The sequence below is a fragment of the Aliiroseovarius conchicola genome, assembly GCF_041403445.1.
Taxonomy (GTDB): Bacteria; Pseudomonadota; Alphaproteobacteria; order Rhodobacterales; family Rhodobacteraceae; genus Aliiroseovarius; species Aliiroseovarius conchicola.
The window spans coordinates 513,326-530,564 of sequence record NZ_JBGEHL010000002.1 but is presented as its reverse complement, the minus strand read 5'-3'; the positions used below and the strand labels follow the sequence as shown (position 1 = coordinate 530,564).

19 protein-coding genes are annotated in these 17,239 nt (G+C 57.6%); all 19 read left to right on the top strand.

Features of this window, described 5'->3' with window-relative positions; translation table 11 throughout:
- The first annotated feature begins 8 nt into the window (after window positions 1-8).
- The 19 genes from V6N04_RS05510 to V6N04_RS05420 all read left to right on the top strand — a co-directional run bounded on the left by V6N04_RS05510 (window position 9) and on the right by V6N04_RS05420 (window position 17,237).
- Window positions 9-1,952: an acetyl/propionyl/methylcrotonyl-CoA carboxylase subunit alpha gene (locus V6N04_RS05510; protein WP_371169125.1), complete on the top strand. Its 1,944-nt coding sequence runs from the start codon at window positions 9-11 to the stop codon at window positions 1,950-1,952.
- Window positions 1,949-2,626, top strand: a complete 678-nt coding sequence (locus V6N04_RS05505; protein ID WP_371169124.1) for a glutathione S-transferase family protein — start codon at window positions 1,949-1,951, stop codon at window positions 2,624-2,626. The genes V6N04_RS05510 and V6N04_RS05505 overlap by 4 nt, the downstream gene beginning before the upstream one ends.
- 6 nt (window positions 2,627-2,632) lie before the next feature.
- Entirely contained in the window at window positions 2,633-3,487 is an 855-nt protein-coding gene (locus tag V6N04_RS05500) for a hydroxymethylglutaryl-CoA lyase (protein ID WP_371169123.1), read from the top strand.
- A gap of 2 nt (window positions 3,488-3,489) precedes the next feature.
- The gene (locus V6N04_RS05495) at window positions 3,490-4,272 is read left to right on the top strand and encodes a crotonase/enoyl-CoA hydratase family protein (protein ID WP_371169122.1); all 783 of its coding nucleotides are present in this window, start codon (window positions 3,490-3,492) and stop codon (window positions 4,270-4,272) included.
- Between the two features lie 350 nt (window positions 4,273-4,622).
- Entirely contained in the window at window positions 4,623-4,988 is a 366-nt protein-coding gene (locus tag V6N04_RS05490; RefSeq protein WP_371169121.1) for an NADH-quinone oxidoreductase subunit A, read from the top strand.
- Window positions 4,979-5,512: a NuoB/complex I 20 kDa subunit family protein gene (locus tag V6N04_RS05485; RefSeq protein ID WP_371169120.1), complete on the top strand. Its 534-nt coding sequence runs from the start codon at window positions 4,979-4,981 to the stop codon at window positions 5,510-5,512. The genes V6N04_RS05490 and V6N04_RS05485 overlap by 10 nt, the downstream gene beginning before the upstream one ends.
- 2 nt (window positions 5,513-5,514) lie before the next feature.
- Window positions 5,515-6,126, top strand: coding sequence for an NADH-quinone oxidoreductase subunit C (locus V6N04_RS05480; RefSeq protein ID WP_371169119.1), 612 nt, complete (start codon window positions 5,515-5,517; stop codon window positions 6,124-6,126).
- A 5-nt stretch (window positions 6,127-6,131) separates the two neighbouring features.
- A complete protein-coding gene (locus V6N04_RS05475; protein ID WP_371169118.1) occupies window positions 6,132-6,995 on the top strand; it encodes a sulfotransferase in 864 nt (287 codons plus the stop codon).
- A complete protein-coding gene (locus tag V6N04_RS05470; protein WP_371169174.1) occupies window positions 6,995-8,215 on the top strand; it encodes an NADH-quinone oxidoreductase subunit D in 1,221 nt (406 codons plus the stop codon). The genes V6N04_RS05475 and V6N04_RS05470 overlap by 1 nt, the downstream gene beginning before the upstream one ends.
- Window positions 8,215-9,363: an NADH-quinone oxidoreductase subunit E gene (locus V6N04_RS05465; protein WP_371169117.1), complete on the top strand. Its 1,149-nt coding sequence runs from the start codon at window positions 8,215-8,217 to the stop codon at window positions 9,361-9,363. The genes V6N04_RS05470 and V6N04_RS05465 overlap by 1 nt, the downstream gene beginning before the upstream one ends.
- 115 nt (window positions 9,364-9,478) lie before the next feature.
- Window positions 9,479-10,309 carry an NADH:quinone oxidoreductase gene (locus V6N04_RS05460; protein WP_371169116.1) on the top strand — a complete coding sequence of 277 codons (831 nt, stop codon included), beginning with the start codon at window positions 9,479-9,481 and terminating at the stop codon, window positions 10,307-10,309.
- Window positions 10,310-10,324: 15 nt separating this feature from the next.
- Complete coding sequence (locus tag V6N04_RS05455) at window positions 10,325-10,549, top strand: DUF5337 domain-containing protein (RefSeq protein ID WP_371169115.1); 225 nt, start codon at window positions 10,325-10,327, stop codon at window positions 10,547-10,549.
- A 6-nt stretch (window positions 10,550-10,555) separates the two neighbouring features.
- Window positions 10,556-11,851 carry an NADH-quinone oxidoreductase subunit NuoF gene (nuoF, locus tag V6N04_RS05450; protein WP_371169114.1) on the top strand — a complete coding sequence of 432 codons (1,296 nt, stop codon included), beginning with the start codon at window positions 10,556-10,558 and terminating at the stop codon, window positions 11,849-11,851.
- A gap of 148 nt (window positions 11,852-11,999) precedes the next feature.
- The gene (locus tag V6N04_RS05445) at window positions 12,000-12,419 is read left to right on the top strand and encodes a DUF5333 domain-containing protein (RefSeq protein ID WP_371169113.1); all 420 of its coding nucleotides are present in this window, start codon (window positions 12,000-12,002) and stop codon (window positions 12,417-12,419) included.
- A gap of 58 nt (window positions 12,420-12,477) precedes the next feature.
- Window positions 12,478-14,499, top strand: coding sequence for an NADH-quinone oxidoreductase subunit NuoG (nuoG, locus tag V6N04_RS05440; protein WP_371169112.1), 2,022 nt, complete (start codon window positions 12,478-12,480; stop codon window positions 14,497-14,499).
- A 177-nt stretch (window positions 14,500-14,676) separates the two neighbouring features.
- Complete coding sequence (gene nuoH / locus V6N04_RS05435) at window positions 14,677-15,714, top strand: NADH-quinone oxidoreductase subunit NuoH (RefSeq protein ID WP_371169111.1); 1,038 nt, start codon at window positions 14,677-14,679, stop codon at window positions 15,712-15,714.
- Window positions 15,715-15,717: 3 nt separating this feature from the next.
- Window positions 15,718-16,209, top strand: a complete 492-nt coding sequence (nuoI, locus tag V6N04_RS05430) for an NADH-quinone oxidoreductase subunit NuoI (protein WP_371169110.1) — start codon at window positions 15,718-15,720, stop codon at window positions 16,207-16,209.
- A gap of 9 nt (window positions 16,210-16,218) precedes the next feature.
- Window positions 16,219-16,626: a carboxymuconolactone decarboxylase family protein gene (locus V6N04_RS05425; RefSeq protein WP_371169109.1), complete on the top strand. Its 408-nt coding sequence runs from the start codon at window positions 16,219-16,221 to the stop codon at window positions 16,624-16,626.
- A complete protein-coding gene (locus V6N04_RS05420) occupies window positions 16,623-17,237 on the top strand; it encodes an NADH-quinone oxidoreductase subunit J (protein ID WP_371169108.1) in 615 nt (204 codons plus the stop codon). The genes V6N04_RS05425 and V6N04_RS05420 overlap by 4 nt, the downstream gene beginning before the upstream one ends.
- The last annotated feature ends 2 nt before the right edge of the window (window positions 17,238-17,239 follow it).

Genomic DNA, 17,239 nt, shown 5'->3' with positions numbered 1-17,239 from the left:
GAACAGAGATGTTCACGAAAATCCTGATTGCCAATCGCGGCGAGATTGCCTGTCGCGTCATCGACACCGCCCGCAAACTGGGCGTGGCCACGGTTGCCGTATACTCGGACGCGGATGCGAATGCGCGCCATGTGCGTATGGCGGACGAGGCGGTTCATATCGGCCCGCCACAACCCGCGCAGTCTTATCTTATCAGCGAGCGGATCATCCAAACCGCGCTTGATACCGGCGCGCAGGGGATTCACCCCGGTTATGGGTTTCTATCTGAAAACCCCGATTTCGTGGATGCGGTTGAGAAAGCGGGTCTGACCTTTATCGGTCCGTCCTCAGACGCGATCCGCAAAATGGGTCTGAAGGATGCTGCCAAGAAACTGATGGTCGAGGCGGGCGTGCCCGTCGTGCCGGGCTATCACGGCGAAGATCAGGATCCGGCGCTTCTGGCCACTGAGGCCAAGAAGATGGGCTATCCGGTGCTGATCAAGGCGGTCGCTGGCGGTGGCGGCAAGGGGATGCGCCGCGTGGACGATCCCGCCGATTTTGCCGACGCTTTGGCAAGCGCGCAGGGCGAAGCCCTGACCGCGTTCGGCAATGCCGACGTGCTGGTCGAGAAATACATCCTTTCGCCGCGCCACATTGAAGTGCAGGTCTTTGGGGATGGCACTCATGCGGTTCACTTGTTTGAACGCGATTGCTCTTTGCAACGTCGCCACCAAAAAGTGATCGAAGAAGCCCCCGCGCCAGGTATGACCGAGGAGGTCCGCGCGGCCATGGGCATGGCTGGCGTGCGTGCGGCCGAGGCGATTGGGTATAAGGGCGCCGGTACGGTGGAGTTCATCGTGGACGGTGCCAATGGTCTGCGCCCCGACGGGTTCTGGTTCATGGAGATGAACACACGCCTTCAAGTCGAACACCCGGTCACGGAAGAAATCACCGGCGTCGATCTGGTGGAGTGGCAACTCCGCGTTGCCTCGGGCGAGGGTCTACCGCTCCAGCAAGACGAACTATCGATCAACGGCCATGCGTTTGAGGCCCGCCTGTATGCGGAAGACGTTCCCAAGGGTTTCCTACCCGCCACAGGTACGCTGACCCATCTGAAATTCCCCGAAGGCGCGCGTGCGGATACCGGGGTGCGGGCCGGGGATACGATCAGCCCGTTTTATGACCCGATGATCGCAAAGCTGACCGTCCATGCGGGATCGCGCGCGGCTGCTTTGCGTCAACTCAGCTCGGCTTTGTCGAAGACCGAGGTTGCGGGCTCTGTCACGAACCTCGCGTTTCTGGGTGCATTGACGCGTCACGAGGGCTTTGCCGCAGGAGACGTCGATACAGGACTGATTGAACGCGACCTTGATGCACTGACCGCTGAACCGGGTCCAAGCCTTGGCGATATCGGGGCGGCCGCGCTGTGCGCGCTCGATCTGTTGAAACGCAAAGGAACCGGCTTCACGCTGTGGGGCGGTCTTAACCACTTTGTGACACTCTCCCACGGCGAGGAAAGCTATGACGTGGTAGTGACTTCTTACGGGGCGGATCGCCACGTGATCACCATTGGGGAAGACAGCATTGAAGCCACCTGCATCAACGGCCAGTGGAAAATGGGCGAAGATCGCGGGCCGCGCGTGGCGAAGGCTGGAAATGTGGTAACTGTCTTTGCGCAATCCGGTCTTGAGTTCCATGTGGCCGACCCTCTGGACCAAGACGCGGGTGTTGGTGCCGGGGCAGGTGTCATCGAGGCGCCGATGCCGGGACTTGTGAAAGCCGTGTTCGCCAAGGCAGGCCAAGAGGTGAAAGAGGGCGACCGCCTCGCGATCCTTGAGGCGATGAAGATGGAACACTCGCTGGAAGCTGCGCGCGATGGTATCGTGGCCGAGGTGCTTTGCGCTGATGGCGATCAGGTTGAAGCCGGCGCACCGCTGATCCGGTTAGAAGAGGAAGAAGAGGTGGCCGCATGATTTTTCGACTGCATCACGTACAATACGCACGCTCGATCCGAGTGCTGTGGTTGATCGAAGAGATCGGGCTGGAGAACACTCTGGGCCAGACGCTGGAAATCGTCGAATACACCATCGGATCAAAACAAATGTACGAAGGCGACCTGCCCAAAGTCTCGACTGCATCGCGCGTGCCTGCGTTGGAAATCGGTGACAAACGGATGAGCGAAAGTGGCGCAATCGTTCAGTTTCTGATCGAAGAATACGCCCCCGCGCTGGGCATTGCCCCCGGCCAGCCGGAACGCACGGATTATCTGCAATGGATACACTACTCTGAAACGATGGCCAGCCTGATCGAGCAGTTGAACCTGCAAATGGTTTTCCTGCGCCCACCCGCCAAGCCCAGCCCGATTGTGATCAAGCTGAACGTCGCGCGACTGCGTCACACGCTTGTTGGGTTGGAGGCCCGACTTGAAGGACGCGATTGGCTGCTGGACTACGGGTTCTCGGGCGCGGATATCATGCTTGGCTTCAACCTGTTCGCGGTGCCGTATTACGTCAAGTTGGATGAGTTTCCGAATATTCTGGCCTACAAAGCCCAGATCGAAGCGATGCCGTCCTACCAGCGTGTTGTCGAACGCGAGGGCGCGCAGCGGTTTTATCAGCAGGATTTCTATCCTGTGCCAGAGGCATAGGCGCGGATGGAACAGATCGAGATATTCGAGGTCGGTCCGCGTGACGGGCTACAGAACGAAAAGCGACAGATACCGACTGCCGAGAAGATCGCGCTGGTGGACATGCTGTCTGGGGCGGGATTCAAGCGGATCGAGGTCGCAAGCTTCGTCAGTCCCAAATGGGTGCCCCAGATGGCCGATTCAGCTGATGTTCTGGCGGGGATAAAGCGGGCGCCAGGCATATCCTACGCGGCACTCACCCCGAACATGCGCGGGTTTGACGGCGCGATGGCGGCGAAGGCGGACGAGATTGCGATCTTTGGCTCAGCCTCGGAAGGGTTTTCCAAGGCCAATATCAATTGCTCGATTGCTGAAAGCCTTGAACGGTTCAAACCTGTGGCTAAAGCCGCGCAAGAGGCGGGCTTGCCGGTGCGCGGCTACATCTCTTGTGTGACGGACTGTCCCTATGATGGGCCAACTCTGCCTGAGAAGGTGGCTTGGGTCGCGAAGAAGCTTTTGGCGATGGGCTGCTACGAGATTTCGTTGGGCGACACGATCGGGCAAGCGACACCAGAAACGATAACAGCAATGCTGGACGCGGTGTTGGGCGTGGGCGAGGCCAGCAAATTTGCAGGCCACTACCACGACACCAGCGGGCGGGCCTGTGACAACATCGAGGCGTCGATCACAAAGGGCCTTCGCGTGTTTGATGCAGCGGTTGGCGGGCTGGGTGGCTGCCCCTATGCGCCGGGAGCGCAGGGTAATGTCGCCACCGAGGCCGTGCATGATCGTGTGACAGGGCTGGGCTATGCGACCGGGCTAGATCGGGACATTTTGGAACAAACTGCCCAGATGGCACGACAGATGCGGGCAGGGGGATGACCATGGCCTACGAGACTATTTCCATCAATTTGGACGACCGCGGCGTGGCGACGCTGCTATTGGACCGCGCCGATAAGCACAACGCGATGTCAGCCCAGATGATCGAGGAGCTGACAGACGCAGCCCATACCCTGGGCGCGGATGAGGCCGTGCGTGTGGTGATCCTGACTGGCGCGGGCAAGAGCTTCTGCGCTGGTGGTGATTTGCGTTGGATGCAGGACCAGATGGCCGCAGATCCTGTGACACGCGGGGCCGAGGCCAAGAAGCTTGCGATGATGCTGAATGCCTTGAATGAAATGCCAAAACCTCTGATCGCGCGAGTTCAAGGGCAGGCGTTTGGCGGTGGTGTTGGCATCGCGTCTGTGGCTGATGTGGCCATCGGTGTGACTGGTGCAAAGTTTGGCCTGACCGAGACGCGGCTGGGTTTGATCCCAGCCACCATTGGCCCCTATGTACTGGCCCGATTGGGCGAGGCAATGGCGCGGCGTGTCTTCATGTCGGCCCGCATCTTTGAGGCCGAAGAGGCTGTGACACTGGGTTTGTTGGCGAAGGCCGTTGCGCCCGAAGATCTGGATGCTGCGGTGGAGGTTGAAGTGGTGCCCTATCTGGCCACTGCGCCCGGTGCTGTGGCCGAAGCCAAAGCCTTGGCCCGGCGCTTGGGACCACCGATCACCGAGACGATCATCGACGACACCATTGCGGGACTTGTCGCGCGATGGGAAAGCGCCGAGGCGCAAGAGGGCATCGCCGCCTTCTTTGAAAAGCGCAGACCAGACTGGGCGTGAGCCAGAGGGTAGAGCCCGACGAACCGGTTCAATGCCAGCCTGTAGAAGTCACGCCGCTGATTTCAAGGCGGTGAGTCTCTTTTTCGGAACACGAGATGTGGAAAATTTGTGATCCCGCGGTAAAATTCAGACGATTTTTGCGTTCATTGGACGGATCATTCTGCGGTTGCAAAACGAAACTTTGGCGCTCAAAGCCTTGAAAATATGGCTCTGAGGTCGGTCTTTGGTAAAGGCAAACCGATAAATTCAAAAACACGAATGCGACCGGCTCTTGGTTGACCCTGCCCCCCCCTAACGGTAAACCGCAATGAGCTAGCGAAAGGCGGTTTACCGCTTAAAAGGAGCCACACGTGGAAGACCTTCTCAGAGAATATCTCCCCATCATCATTTTCCTAGGACTGGCAATTGTTATCGGACTTGTTCTGATCCTTGCTGCCGTGGTGCTTGCGGTCCGCAATCCAGACCCGGAAAAACTCAGCGCTTATGAATGTGGCTTCAATGCCTTTGACGATGCGCGGATGAAGTTCGACGTCCGGTTTTATCTGGTGTCGATCCTGTTCATCATCTTCGATCTCGAGATCGCCTTCCTATTCCCTTGGGCCGTCGCATTTAAGGACATTGGGCTGGTTGGGTTTTGGTCAATGATGGTGTTCCTTGCCGTTTTGACCATCGGCTTTGCGTATGAGTGGAAAAAGGGAGCGCTCGAATGGGAGTGATGACTGGAGCCAACACCGCCGGCGGTGATCGCGAACACGGCACGCGCATGTTGAATGATCAGTTGGCCGACAAAGGCTTTCTGCTGACGACCACCGATGACATCATCAACTGGGCACGCACTGGGTCCCTGCACTGGATGACCTTTGGTCTGGCGTGTTGTGCGGTCGAAATGATGCACGCCTCCATGCCGCGCTATGACCTTGAACGCTACGGCGTCGCACCGCGCGCCTCCCCACGTCAATCGGACGTGATGATTGTAGCTGGTACGCTGACCAACAAAATGGCGCCTGCGTTGCGCAAGGTTTACGACCAGATGCCCGATCCGCGCTACGTGATCTCGATGGGGTCATGTGCGAACGGTGGCGGATACTATCACTATTCCTATTCGGTTGTGCGTGGCTGTGACCGGATCGTTCCGGTCGACATCTATGTACCCGGCTGCCCACCCACCGCAGAGGCTCTGGTCTACGGTATCCTGCAACTGCAACGCAAAATTCGCCGCACCGGCACGATTGTGAGGTAAGGATGAGCGACGCCCTAAACGAACTCGGTGCCCTGCTGGAAGCCAAACGTGCCGATTGCGTGCTAAGCTGGGAAATTGCTTATGGCGAGTTGACCGTCTCGGTCCCGCTGTCGGGCATTCCGTCTTTTATCGAGTTCCTGAAGACCGATAAGGCCTGCAAATTCTCGTCATTGGTTGATATTACTGCGGTCGACTACCCGTCGCGCGAAGAGCGCTTCGATTTGGTCTATCACTTCCTGTCGATGTACACGAACCAGCGTATCCGCATCAAAGTGGCTGTGCGCGAAGACGACATGGTGCCGTCGATCACCGAGGTTCATCCCTCAGCCGGTTGGTTCGAGCGCGAAGTCTTTGACATGTTCGGTATCCTGTTTTCAGGTCATCCGGACCTGCGCCGCATTCTGACCGACTATGGTTTTCGCGGTCACCCGCTTCGTAAGGATTTCCCGACAACGGGCTACACCGAAGTGCGTTATGATGAAGTCGAGAAACGCGTTGTATACGAGCCTGTATCTCTGACGCAGGACTATCGCCAGTTTGACTTTATGTCTCCATGGGAAGGGGCCAACTATATCCTGCCCGGTGACGAAAAATCTGATGAGGCCAAGGGCTGAGCCAGATGAGCAAGCAAACCTTCATATTCTGCCTTGGGGCGACGAAGGCTGGCACAAGCTGGCTGTTCGATTACCTCTATGGTCACCGGGAATGCCACTTCCCGGCGGTGAAGGAATTGCATTACTTTGATGCGCTTGAAGGCCACGATGCGGCTTGGCTTCGCAAGGATGCCGAGGCCAGGCTGGAACGTGCGCGTGCGGACGTGGCCGATGCCACTGACGCCCGTCCGATGGCCTATCAAAAGCAGCTTGTTGCTGATCTGAAGCGCTGGCTTGCGACGTTTGACGGACAAACACGTGATGATGTGGCTTATCTGGCGTATCTGCGTAAAGGTGGTTCGAAGGCGCGCGTGATTGGTGATTTCACTCCGGCCTATGGTTTGCTGAAGGAAAAGACGCTTGCGGCCATGTCCGGGCTGACCGACAAGGTGCGCTTTGTCTACCTGATGCGCGATCCGGTGGAACGTATCTGGTCGAATATCCGCATGGTTGCTGGGAATGAAGGGCAAGACGCGCTTCAAGCCAAGATTGACGGCGTGCTGGCAGGAACGGCGAACAATATCCTTGATCGCTCGAACTATCGCCGCACGTTGAACCGGCTTAGCCGCGCCATCCCGCGTGACGCTCTGCATATCGAATACTACGAACGGCTGTTCACGCCCGACGCCATCGAACGTCTTTGCGCGTTTCTGGGGATCACACCCCAGCCCGCATCGTTTGACCGTGTCGTGCATCAAAGTGCGAAGGCCGATCTGCCTATGGGCCAACGTGCCCAGCTACAGGCAATACTGAAACCGCAATACAATTTCGTTGAGAAGTTCATGGGTGAGCTTCCATCGGAATGGACCCAGAAGATGGTGAGCGCATGATGGACGGATCCAAGGACTTCAACGACGCCCTGACCGGCGAACAGAAGATCCGCAATTTCAACATCAACTTTGGCCCACAACACCCTGCCGCCCACGGCGTGCTTCGGATGGTGTTGGAGCTTGATGGCGAGATTGTCGAGCGCGCCGACCCGCATATCGGCCTTTTGCACCGTGGCACCGAAAAGCTGATGGAAAGCCGCACCTATCTGCAAAACCTGCCGTATTTCGACCGGTTGGACTATGTGGCACCGATGAACCAAGAACATGCTTGGTGTCTGGCGATTGAGAAGCTGGCTGGAATTGAAGTGCCACGCCGCGGGTCGCTGATCCGGGTTTTGTATTCAGAGATTGGCCGCATTCTGAACCACCTTCTGAATGTCACCACGCAGGCAATGGATGTCGGCGCGCTGACTCCACCACTTTGGGGATTTGAAGAGCGCGAGAAGTTGATGATCTTCTACGAACGCGCCTGTGGTGCGCGTTTGCACGCCGCCTATTTCCGCCCCGGCGGTGTTCACCAAGACCTGCCACCCGAGCTTATTGACGATATTGAGACTTGGGCACACGAATTTCCGGCCAAGCTGGATGATATCGACGGGCTGCTGACCGAGAACCGTATTTTCAAGCAACGTAACGCTGACATTGGCGTCGTCACGGAAGAGGATATCCTGAACTGGGGGTTCTCTGGCGTGATGGTGCGTGGATCGGGTCTGGCATGGGATCTGCGCCGCGCGCAGCCCTATGAATGCTATGATGAGTTTGACTTCCAAATCCCGGTTGGCAAGAACGGCGACTGCTATGACCGTTATCTCGTTCGTATGGAAGAGATGCGCCAATCGCTGTCGATCATGCATCAGGCGATTGCCAAGCTGCGTGCACCTGAAGGGCAGGGCGATGTCATGGCGCGTGGCAAGCTGTCACCGCCGTCACGTGGGGATATGAAGCGCTCGATGGAGAGCTTGATCCACCACTTCAAACTCTACACCGAAGGTTTCAAACTGCCCGAAGGCGAAGTCTACGCGGCTGTTGAAGCGCCCAAAGGCGAGTTCGGCGTCTATCTGGTGTCGGACGGGTCAAACAAACCCTACCGCGCCAAAATCCGCGCTCCGGGCTTTTTGCACCTTCAAGCTATGGACCATGTGGCCGGTGGCCACCAACTGGCCGACGTTGCCGCCATCATCGGCACCATGGACGTCGTGTTTGGGGAGATCGACCGCTAATGCTCCGCCGTCTACATCATGAACAGCCCGAAAGCTTCGCTTTCACACCCGCCAACCAAGCGTGGGCGGAAGGGCAGATTACGAAATATCCTGAGGGGCGTCAGGCCTCGGCTGTGATCCCGCTGTTGTGGCGCGCGCAGGAACAGGAAGGTTGGCTGACCAAGCCAGCGATTGAGCATATTGCCGACATGCTGGGCATGGCGGATATCCGTGTGCTCGAAGTGGCCTCGTTCTACTTCATGTTCCAACTGCAACCCGTTGGAACTGTGGCGCATATCCAGATTTGTGGTACCACGTCCTGCATGATCTGCGGCGCGGAAGACTTGATTGCTGTTTGCCGCGACAAGATCTCGGACAAGCCGCATGTGGTCTCGGCTGATGGCAAGTTCAGCTGGGAAGAGGTTGAATGCCTTGGCGCCTGCACCAACGCGCCTATGGCGCAAATCGGCAAAGATTATTACGAAGACCTGACGGCAGAGAGCCTTGGCAAACTGTTGGACGACTTGGCGGCGGGCAAAGTGCCTACTCCAGGCCCGCAAAATGGTCGTTACGCGTCAGAGCCTCTGTCCGGGCTGACCAGCTTGAAAGAATATGACAGCGGTAAAACGCAATACAACGTAAGCGCACAGCTGGCCACGGATATCGGCGATACGGTCAAGCGTATCGACGGAACCGAAGTGCCATTGTTGACACCTTGGTTGGGCAAAAACGCCACCAGCGGCAAAGCGACACCGCCCAAGCCTGCGGCCAGCGGAAAGCCTGCGAACCAGCAAAAGGCCAAGAAGGCGGCCCCGAAAAAAGCTGCGGCGAAGGCACCAGCAAAAACCACGAAAGCCGCAGCGGCCCCCGCCGCCACCGGCAAAGCGAAAAAACCTCGCACCATGAAGGCCGCCCGTAAATCGGGCGCGGATGACCTGAAACAGCTCAAGGGCGTAGGCCCGAAGCTGGAAGGCGTCCTGAACGGCCTTGGCTTCTGGCATTTCGACCAGGTTGCCAAATGGGGCGCGGACGAGATTGCCTGGGTTGACGATCAACTGTCCTTTAAGGGCCGGATTGAGCGTGACGGCTGGGTAGAGCAAGCCAAAGTTCTGGCGGAAGGCGGTCAAACCGCGTTCTCGAAGAAAGTTAAGAAAGGCGAGGTCTACTAGGTTCCAGGTATGTTGACGGGTCGTATTGATCATAAGTGTATGAAAAGGCAGCGAAATGCCACCGCACCTGTGCGCCCGATAAGTGTGTCCAACATCAGCAACAGGGATAGGGACAATGAGTAACAATACCGGATTTTTCACGTGTAACAGGATGTGCTGGATCATCGGCGCTTTATTGGGCTTTGCAGCATTGCTGCTGGCACAAGGGCGGCTTGGCTTTCACTTCATCCTCGCATTGATTGTAGGCCTGATCGTTATGTTCGGCGTGGCTTGGTTCTTGAAAAAGAACTTCTGCGCTGACGTCGCCGAAGGATCAAGCGCGTCAACGGGTGCCGCCATCGCAGGTGCAGGTGTAGCCACCGCCGCCGCTGCATCATCCGCAAGCGCGTCGACATCGGCAGCGTCGGAAAGCACTCCAGCAGCGGCAGCTTCGATGCCAGCTTCGGCTTTAGATGCTGCCACGGCCGCCGAGACGCCCGCGCCTGTAAAGGAAGCCCCCAAGCCGGCAGCGGCGAAACCGGCGGCTAAGCCCACCGCGAAAAAGCCTGCCGCGAAGAAAGCCGCAGCGAAGAAACCAGCGGCAAAGGCTGCAAAACCCGCAGCGAAAGCAACAAAACCTGCGGCGAAAGCAGCTGCTAAACCTGCGGCGCCTACTGGGAAGCCCAAGAAACCGCGCACCATGAAGGCTGCACGCAAGTCGGGTGCGGACGATTTGAAGCAACTGAAAGGCGTTGGTCCTAAGTTGGAACAGACGCTTAACGGTCTTGGCTTCTGGCATTTCGATCAGGTCGCCAAATGGGGCCCGGACGAAATCATGTGGGTGGACGATAACCTAAGCTTCAAAGGCCGGATCGAACGTGACGGCTGGGTGGAACAAGCCAAGACCTTGGCCGAAGGCGGGGAAACTGCGTTTTCGAAAAAGGTCAAGAAGGGCGAAGTCTACTAAAGGATGACGAAAACGATGCACACCGATCCCAAAAACAGCATTCAGCGGGAAGGGCGCTTGGCAGGTCTTGTCATTGCGTTCACCGGTGCGCTGTGGGTCGGTGGCTCATGGATTGGCAGAAGCCTCGATTGGTCCAACAGGACCATGGCGCTGGTGGATCTGCTGGCCCTGGCCGGGTTCTTGTTTGGCCTGGTGGTAACGTATCGGATCTGGCGTAAGCGCCGGACGGATGAAGGATAAGAGCGAATGCTGCAGGATAAAGACCGGATCTTTACCAACCTTTACGGCATGCACGACCGCACCCTTTCGGGCGCGAAACATCGTGGCCATTGGGATGGCACAGCCGGGATCATCAAAAAGGGCCGTGACTGGATCATCGAACAGATGAAAGCCTCGGGTCTGCGTGGTCGTGGTGGTGCGGGTTTCCCGACCGGTCTGAAATGGTCCTTCATGCCGAAAGAAAGCGACGGTCGCCCGGCCTATCTGGTGATCAACGCTGACGAGTCTGAGCCCGGCACCTGTAAAGACCGCGAGATTATGCGCCATGATCCGCATACGCTGATCGAAGGCGCGCTGATCGCGTCCTTCGCGATGAACGCCAACACCTGCTATATCTATCTGCGCGGCGAATACATTCGCGAGCGCGAAGCGCTTCAGGCGGCGATTGACGAATGTTATGACGCGGGCCTTCTGGGCAAGAACGCTGCGAAATCCGGTTGGGATTTCGACCTGTTCCTGCATCACGGGGCCGGCGCCTATATCTGTGGTGAAGAGACCGCGCTTTTGGAAAGCCTTGAGGGCAAAAAGGGCATGCCGCGCATGAAGCCGCCATTCCCGGCGGGTGCGGGTCTTTATGGCTGCCCGACAACTGTGAACAACGTTGAATCCATCGCTGTCGTGCCGACGATCCTGCGTCGCGGGCCCGAGTGGTTTGCGGGTTTTGGTCGTCCGAACAACGCCGGCACCAAGCTCTTTGGTATTTCGGGGCACGTGAACAACCCATGCGTGGTGGAAGAGGCAATGTCGATCACGTTCGAGGAACTGATCGAGAAGCATTGCGGCGGCATTCGTGGCGGTTGGGACAACCTGAAAGCCGTGATCCCCGGTGGCTCGTCCGTGCCTTGCGTGCGCGGCGAAAACATGCGCGATGCGATCATGGATTTCGATTACCTGCGTGGCGAGCTTGGGTCAGGCCTTGGCACCGCCGCCGTAATCGTGATGGATCAATCGACGGACATTATCAAAGCGATTTGGCGTTTGTCGAAATTCTATAAGCACGAAAGCTGCGGCCAATGTACGCCATGCCGCGAAGGTACCGGCTGGATGATGCGCGTCATGGACCGCCTGATGCGCGGTGAGGCCGAAGTTGAGGAAATCGACATGTTGTGGGACGTGACGAAGCAAGTCGAAGGCCACACGATCTGCGCGCTGGGTGACGCGGCTGCATGGCCGATCCAAGGCCTGATCCGCAATTTCCGGGACGAAATCGAAGACCGTATTCAAGTGAACAAACAAGGTAAAGCCAGCATCGCGGCGGAGTAATTCGACGCGCTAGGCACAAGAGAGTGATGAAGATGGAAATGCAACACAACATACTGAAAACAGGTGCTTTTGCGCCCGTTTCAGCGTGTTGTTATTGCATGACAATGCCCTGCGTCCCCATCTCCTTTCTGACGAAAGGAGACCTGTCATGATTAAACTACGTACGATCACTCTCGCGTCCGTATTGGCGCTGGCTGCGACCTCGGGGATTGCCTCGGCGACGGACTATCAAAAACTGCGTGACGATAAGCGCATGCACAATGAACTGCTTGGGGCCTCGATTGCCTATCTGATCGATGAGAGTTGCTCGTCGCTGAAGCTGCGTAAATTTCGCCTTTTGAACAAAGCGTTCGCGCTGCGCAGCCATGCAGTTGGTTTGGGATACTCGACCAAAGAAGTACTGGCCTATGTGGACAGCAAGGCCGAGCAAGATCGGTTTCGCGCGATTGCCGAGCCGATGCTGAAAAAGCGCGGTGCAAAGCCGGGCGTTGAGGAAAGCTATTGCGCCATCGGGCGCGAGAACATGGAAAAAGGCACCTTCTCTGGGTCGTTACTGACCGAGGGCTAGGACAAACACGTGCGGGATCGGGGACAACCCCGGCCCGCGAAACGAAAAAGGGACCGTGATGAGCGACCTGAAAAAGATCGTCATTGACGACATGGAAGTTGAAGTTGATGGCGCGATGACGCTGATCCAGGCCTGTGAAGTGGCCGGGATCGAAGTGCCGCGTTTCTGCTATCACGAGCGTCTGTCGATTGCTGGCAACTGTCGCATGTGTCTGGTCGAAGTTGTGGGCGGTCCCCCCAAGCCGGCGGCATCGTGCGCGATGCAAGTGCGCGATCTGCGCCCCGGTCCGGAAGGACAGGCGCCTGTTGTTAAAACCAACTCGCCCATGGTCAAAAAGGCCCGCGAAGGCGTGATGGAGTTCATGTTGATCAACCACCCGCTGGATTGCCCGATTTGCGATCAGGGTGGCGAGTGTGATTTGCAGGATCAGGCGGTGGCCTATGGTCTGTCAGGATCGCGGTTCAAGGAAATGAAACGCGCCGTCGATGATCTGGATTTGGGCCCGCTAGTGGGGACGGCGATGACGCGTTGCATCAGCTGCACGCGTTGTGTTCGGTTTACCTCGGAAATCGCTGGCATCTCGCAGATGGGCCAAACTGGTCGCGGTGAAGACGCCGAGATCACGAGCTATCTGAACCAGACACTCGACAGCAACCTGCAGGGCAACATCATTGACCTGTGTCCGGTTGGCGCACTGACCTCGAAGCCCTATGCGTTCACCGCCCGTCCATGGGAGCTGACCAAGACCGAAACCATCGACGTGATGGACGCGCTTGGATCAAACATCCGCGTGGACACCAAAGGCCGCGAAGTTATGCGGATCCTGCCGCGCAACCATGATGGTGTGAACGAGGAATGGATTTCCGACAAGACACGCTTCGTTTGGGATGGCCTGCGTCGTCAACGTCTGGACGTGCCTTACATTCGTGAAGGTGGCAAGCTGCGCAAAGCGTCTTGGGGCGAAGCGCTGGCCAAGGCCGCGGACGCCATGAAAGGTGCCAGCAAGGTCGCCGGTCTGGTTGGCGATCTGGCATCGGCCGAGGCGGCGTTCTCGCTCAAGACCCTGATCGAAGGTCTTGGTGGCAATGTTGAATGCCGCACCGACAATGCGCGTCTGCCAATTGGCAACCGTTCGGGTTATGTCGGCACTGCATCGATTGAAGACATCGATGACGCCAAGTTTATCCAACTGATCGGCACCAACCCGCGTGTTGAAAGCCCGGTTCTGAATGCCCGTATCCGTAAGGCGTGGTTGAAGGGGGCAGAAGTTGGTCTGGTCGGTGAAGCCGTAGACCTGACCTATGATTATGCGCATGTGGGCACCGACCGTGCGGCGCTGGACAGCATCGTGGGCAAAGATTACGGCGCCGTGAAAGCTGCGCCGTCGGTTGTGATCGTTGGGCAGGGTGCCTTGCGAGAGGCCGATGGTCTGGCGGTTCTATCGAACGCCATGAAACTGGCCGAGGATACCGGATCGAAGCTGATGATCCTGCACACCGCCGCTGGCCGTGTGGGTGCGATGGATCTGGGCGCCGTGACCGAAGGTGGCATGGAAGCCGCCACGATGGGTGCGGACGTTGTTTACAACATGGGCGCGGATGAGATTGAAATCGCAGATGGCCCGTTTGTGATCTACCAAGGTAGCCACGGGGACCGTGGTGCGATGCGCGCCGATGTGATCCTGCCGGGGGCTGCATACACCGAAGAGGGTGGGTTGTTTGTGAACACCGAAGGGCGTCCTCAACTGGCGTTGCGAGCCAACTTTGCACCGGGTGAGGCCAAGGAAAACTGGGCGATCTTGCGGGCTCTGTCAGCTGAACTGGACGCGACCCTGCCTTGGGACAGCCAAGCCGGTCTGCGCCGCGCGATGGTCGAAGCCGCACCGGTTCTGGGCGGTGTTGACCAAGTGGCCGACAATGAATGGCAACCGCTGGCGCTTGAGAAGATGGGGGCTGCCAGCTTCCGCTATACCATTGGCGATTTCTATCTGACCAACCCGATTGCACGGGCGTCAGAGGTTATGGCCGAACTGTCCGCTCAGGCACGCGCGCGCGCGTCGTCGAAGCTGGCAGCAGAGTAAGAAAAGAAACGGATCGGGACATGAACTTGCTTGACCAAACTGCGGACACTTGCCAAAGGCATCAGGACGTTTGCGCGTCCTTGACGGCCCTTGGCTGTGTTGTGGTCAACGCCTTGGATAACCCGCTCTATTCGAATGAAAATATGAAATACCGACGGTCTGAGGGCATGAAGAGATATGTATGAATTCTTCACCACAACAAACTTAGGGCTCGCGCTTTTGATCATTGGTCAGTGTTTGCTGATCGTGGTCCCACTTTTGGTCGCGCTGGCCTTTTTGCTCTATTTCGACCGTAAGGTCTGGGCAGCTGTGCAGATGCGCAAAGGTCCCAACGTGGTTGGCGCTTTTGGTGTGTTGCAGTCCTTTGCGGACTTCATCAAATACGTCTTGAAAGAGATCGTGGTACCCGCGGGCGCAGATCGCTTCGTCTTCTTCCTGGCCCCAATGGCAAGCTTCGTTCTGGCCATGGTCGCTTGGTCGGTGATCCCCTTCAATGATGGCTGGGTTCTGGCTGATATCAACGTGGCGATCCTGTTTGTCTTCGCCGTGTCCTCGCTTGAGGTATACGGCGTGATCATGGGGGGCTGGGCGTCGAACTCGAAATACCCGTTCCTTGGGTCATTGCGATCCGCCGCGCAGATGATTTCTTACGAAGTCTCAATCGGTTTGATCATCATTGGCGTGATCATCACGACCGGCTCGATGAACTTCGGAGACATTGTGCGGGCGCAGGATGGCGGCGGGCTGTTTAGCTGGTACTGGTTGCCGCATTTCCCGATGGTGTTCCTGTTCCTGATTTCGGCACTGGCCGAGACCAACCGCCCGCCGTTTGACCTGCCCGAGGCAGAGTCAGAACTGGTGGCAGGCTATCAGGTCGAATACTCCTCGGCCCCGTTCCTGTTGTTCATGATCGGTGAATACGTGGCCATCGTTCTGATGTGTACACTGATCTCGATCCTGTTCTTCGGCGGCTGGTTGTCACCTGTGGAATGGTTGCCCGACGGCATCCTGTGGCTGTTTGCGAAGATTTTCTTCTTCTTCTTCGTGTTCTCGATGGTGAAGGCCATCACACCGCGCTATCGCTATGACCAGTTGATGCGCATCGGTTGGAAGGTCTTCCTTCCACTGTCGCTGGCCTGGGTCGTTCTGGTCGCATTCTTCGCCCAATACGGGGCATTCTGGGGCACTTACGCCCGCTGGGCAGTAGGGGGCTGATCGATGGCTTTTGATTACGCACGCGCAACGAAGTATTTCCTGCTGGCGGATTTCGTCAAAGGGTTCGGGTTGGGGCTGAAATACTTCTTTTCGCCCAAAGCGACGCTGAACTACCCGCACGAGAAGGGCCCGCTAAGCCCACGTTTTCGCGGTGAACACGCGCTGCGCCGTTACCCGAATGGTGAGGAGCGCTGCATCGCTTGCAAACTGTGCGAGGCGATCTGCCCTGCGCAAGCGATCACCATCGACGCGGAACCGCGCGACGACGGCTCGCGCCGGACCACGCGCTATGACATCGACATGACCAAATGCATTTATTGCGGCTTCTGTCAGGAAGCCTGCCCGGTGGATGCGATTGTCGAAGGTCCAAACTTCGAGTTTGCCACGGAAACCCGCGAAGAACTGTTCTATGACAAGGCAAAGCTGCTTGAGAACGGCGAACGCTGGGAAGCCGAGATTGCACGCAACCTCGAACTTGATGCGCCGTATCGGTAAGGATGTGAAATGAACGACTTCTCCAAAACATACATGCAGATGATGGAACAGGGTGCGGCGATGCTGCGCACGTTCAATCCTGCGTTGGAGGAGTTCGTGCCAGAGGGCCTTGATAAGCTTATGCCCACCATGCCGAAAGACATGATGGACATGATGTTTGGCAACGCCTTCAACAAGGACGGGCTGGATGCGAAAACACGCATGTTGGTCGGTCTGGCAGGTCTGGTTGCGGCAGGATCGCAAGCCGGTCCGCAGATTAAAGTGACGGTGCGCCATGCTTTGGAAGCGGGTGCGACGCAGAAAGAGATCGCGGAAGTGATCTATCAAATGTCCATGTTGGGTGGCCTTCCGGCAATGAACCGGGCGCTGGAAGAAGCGCAGGCCGTCTTTGACGATAATCAGGAGGGGGACGCATGAGCGTTGCCGATTTCGCCTTTTACCTCTTTGCCCTGACCACTGTGGTCGGCGGTTTCTTTACCGTCGTGGCGAGAAACCCCGTGCACTCGGTCCTTTGGCTGATCACATCCTTTGTCGGGGCCACCGGATTGTTCGTCCTTCTGGGCGCCGAGTTCGTGGCGATGCTGCTCATGATCGTCTATGTCGGCGCGGTCGCGGTTTTGTTCCTGTTCGTTGTGATGATGCTGGACGTAGATTTTGCCGAGCTGAAAGCCGAGATGGCCAAGTCGCTGCCTCTGGCCCTTTTGATCGGTGTGATCTTGTTGATGGAGCTGGGCACGATCTTCGGCACATGGCAATTCGCAGATGGCGCAGACGCAGCCCGGCTGGCCGTCACGCCCGCCATTGAAGAGATTCATAATACCGAGGCGTTGGGCCTGATCCTCTATACCGACTACATCCTGTTGTTCCAGCTGGCCGGTCTGATCCTGCTGGTCGCCATGATCGGCGCCATCGTCCTGACCCTGCGCCACCGCACCAATGTCAAACGCCAAAACGTGATTGCACAGATGCACCGCGACCCGGCCGAGGCGATGGAAGTGATCGACGTGAAACCGGGGCAGGGGCTATAGTC

Bases quoted from the DNA above. Each gene is read 5' to 3' on its own strand.
- nuoF (WP_371169114.1), top strand. From the start codon at position 10,556: ATGCTGCAGGATAAAGACCGGATCTTTACCAACCTTTACGGCATGCAC.
- V6N04_RS05485 (WP_371169120.1), top strand. From the start codon at position 4,979: ATGGGAGTGATGACTGGAGCCAACACCGCCGGCGGTGATCGCGAACAC.
- V6N04_RS05445 (WP_371169113.1), top strand. From the start codon at position 12,000: ATGATTAAACTACGTACGATCACTCTCGCGTCCGTATTGGCGCTGGCT.
- V6N04_RS05460 (WP_371169116.1), top strand. From the start codon at position 9,479: ATGAGTAACAATACCGGATTTTTCACGTGTAACAGGATGTGCTGGATC.
- nuoG (WP_371169112.1), top strand. From the start codon at position 12,478: ATGAGCGACCTGAAAAAGATCGTCATTGACGACATGGAAGTTGAAGTT.
- V6N04_RS05465 (WP_371169117.1), top strand. From the start codon at position 8,215: ATGCTCCGCCGTCTACATCATGAACAGCCCGAAAGCTTCGCTTTCACA.
- V6N04_RS05505 (WP_371169124.1), top strand. From the start codon at position 1,949: ATGATTTTTCGACTGCATCACGTACAATACGCACGCTCGATCCGAGTG.
- V6N04_RS05510 (WP_371169125.1), top strand. From the start codon at position 9: ATGTTCACGAAAATCCTGATTGCCAATCGCGGCGAGATTGCCTGTCGC.
- V6N04_RS05425 (WP_371169109.1), top strand. From the start codon at position 16,219: ATGAACGACTTCTCCAAAACATACATGCAGATGATGGAACAGGGTGCG.
- V6N04_RS05420 (WP_371169108.1), top strand. From the start codon at position 16,623: ATGAGCGTTGCCGATTTCGCCTTTTACCTCTTTGCCCTGACCACTGTG.
- V6N04_RS05500 (WP_371169123.1), top strand. From the start codon at position 2,633: ATGGAACAGATCGAGATATTCGAGGTCGGTCCGCGTGACGGGCTACAG.
- V6N04_RS05480 (WP_371169119.1), top strand. From the start codon at position 5,515: ATGAGCGACGCCCTAAACGAACTCGGTGCCCTGCTGGAAGCCAAACGT.
- nuoI (WP_371169110.1), top strand. From the start codon at position 15,718: ATGGCTTTTGATTACGCACGCGCAACGAAGTATTTCCTGCTGGCGGAT.
- V6N04_RS05455 (WP_371169115.1), top strand. From the start codon at position 10,325: ATGCACACCGATCCCAAAAACAGCATTCAGCGGGAAGGGCGCTTGGCA.
- V6N04_RS05475 (WP_371169118.1), top strand. From the start codon at position 6,132: ATGAGCAAGCAAACCTTCATATTCTGCCTTGGGGCGACGAAGGCTGGC.
- nuoH (WP_371169111.1), top strand. From the start codon at position 14,677: ATGTATGAATTCTTCACCACAACAAACTTAGGGCTCGCGCTTTTGATC.
- V6N04_RS05495 (WP_371169122.1), top strand. From the start codon at position 3,490: ATGGCCTACGAGACTATTTCCATCAATTTGGACGACCGCGGCGTGGCG.
- V6N04_RS05470 (WP_371169174.1), top strand. From the start codon at position 6,995: ATGGACGGATCCAAGGACTTCAACGACGCCCTGACCGGCGAACAGAAG.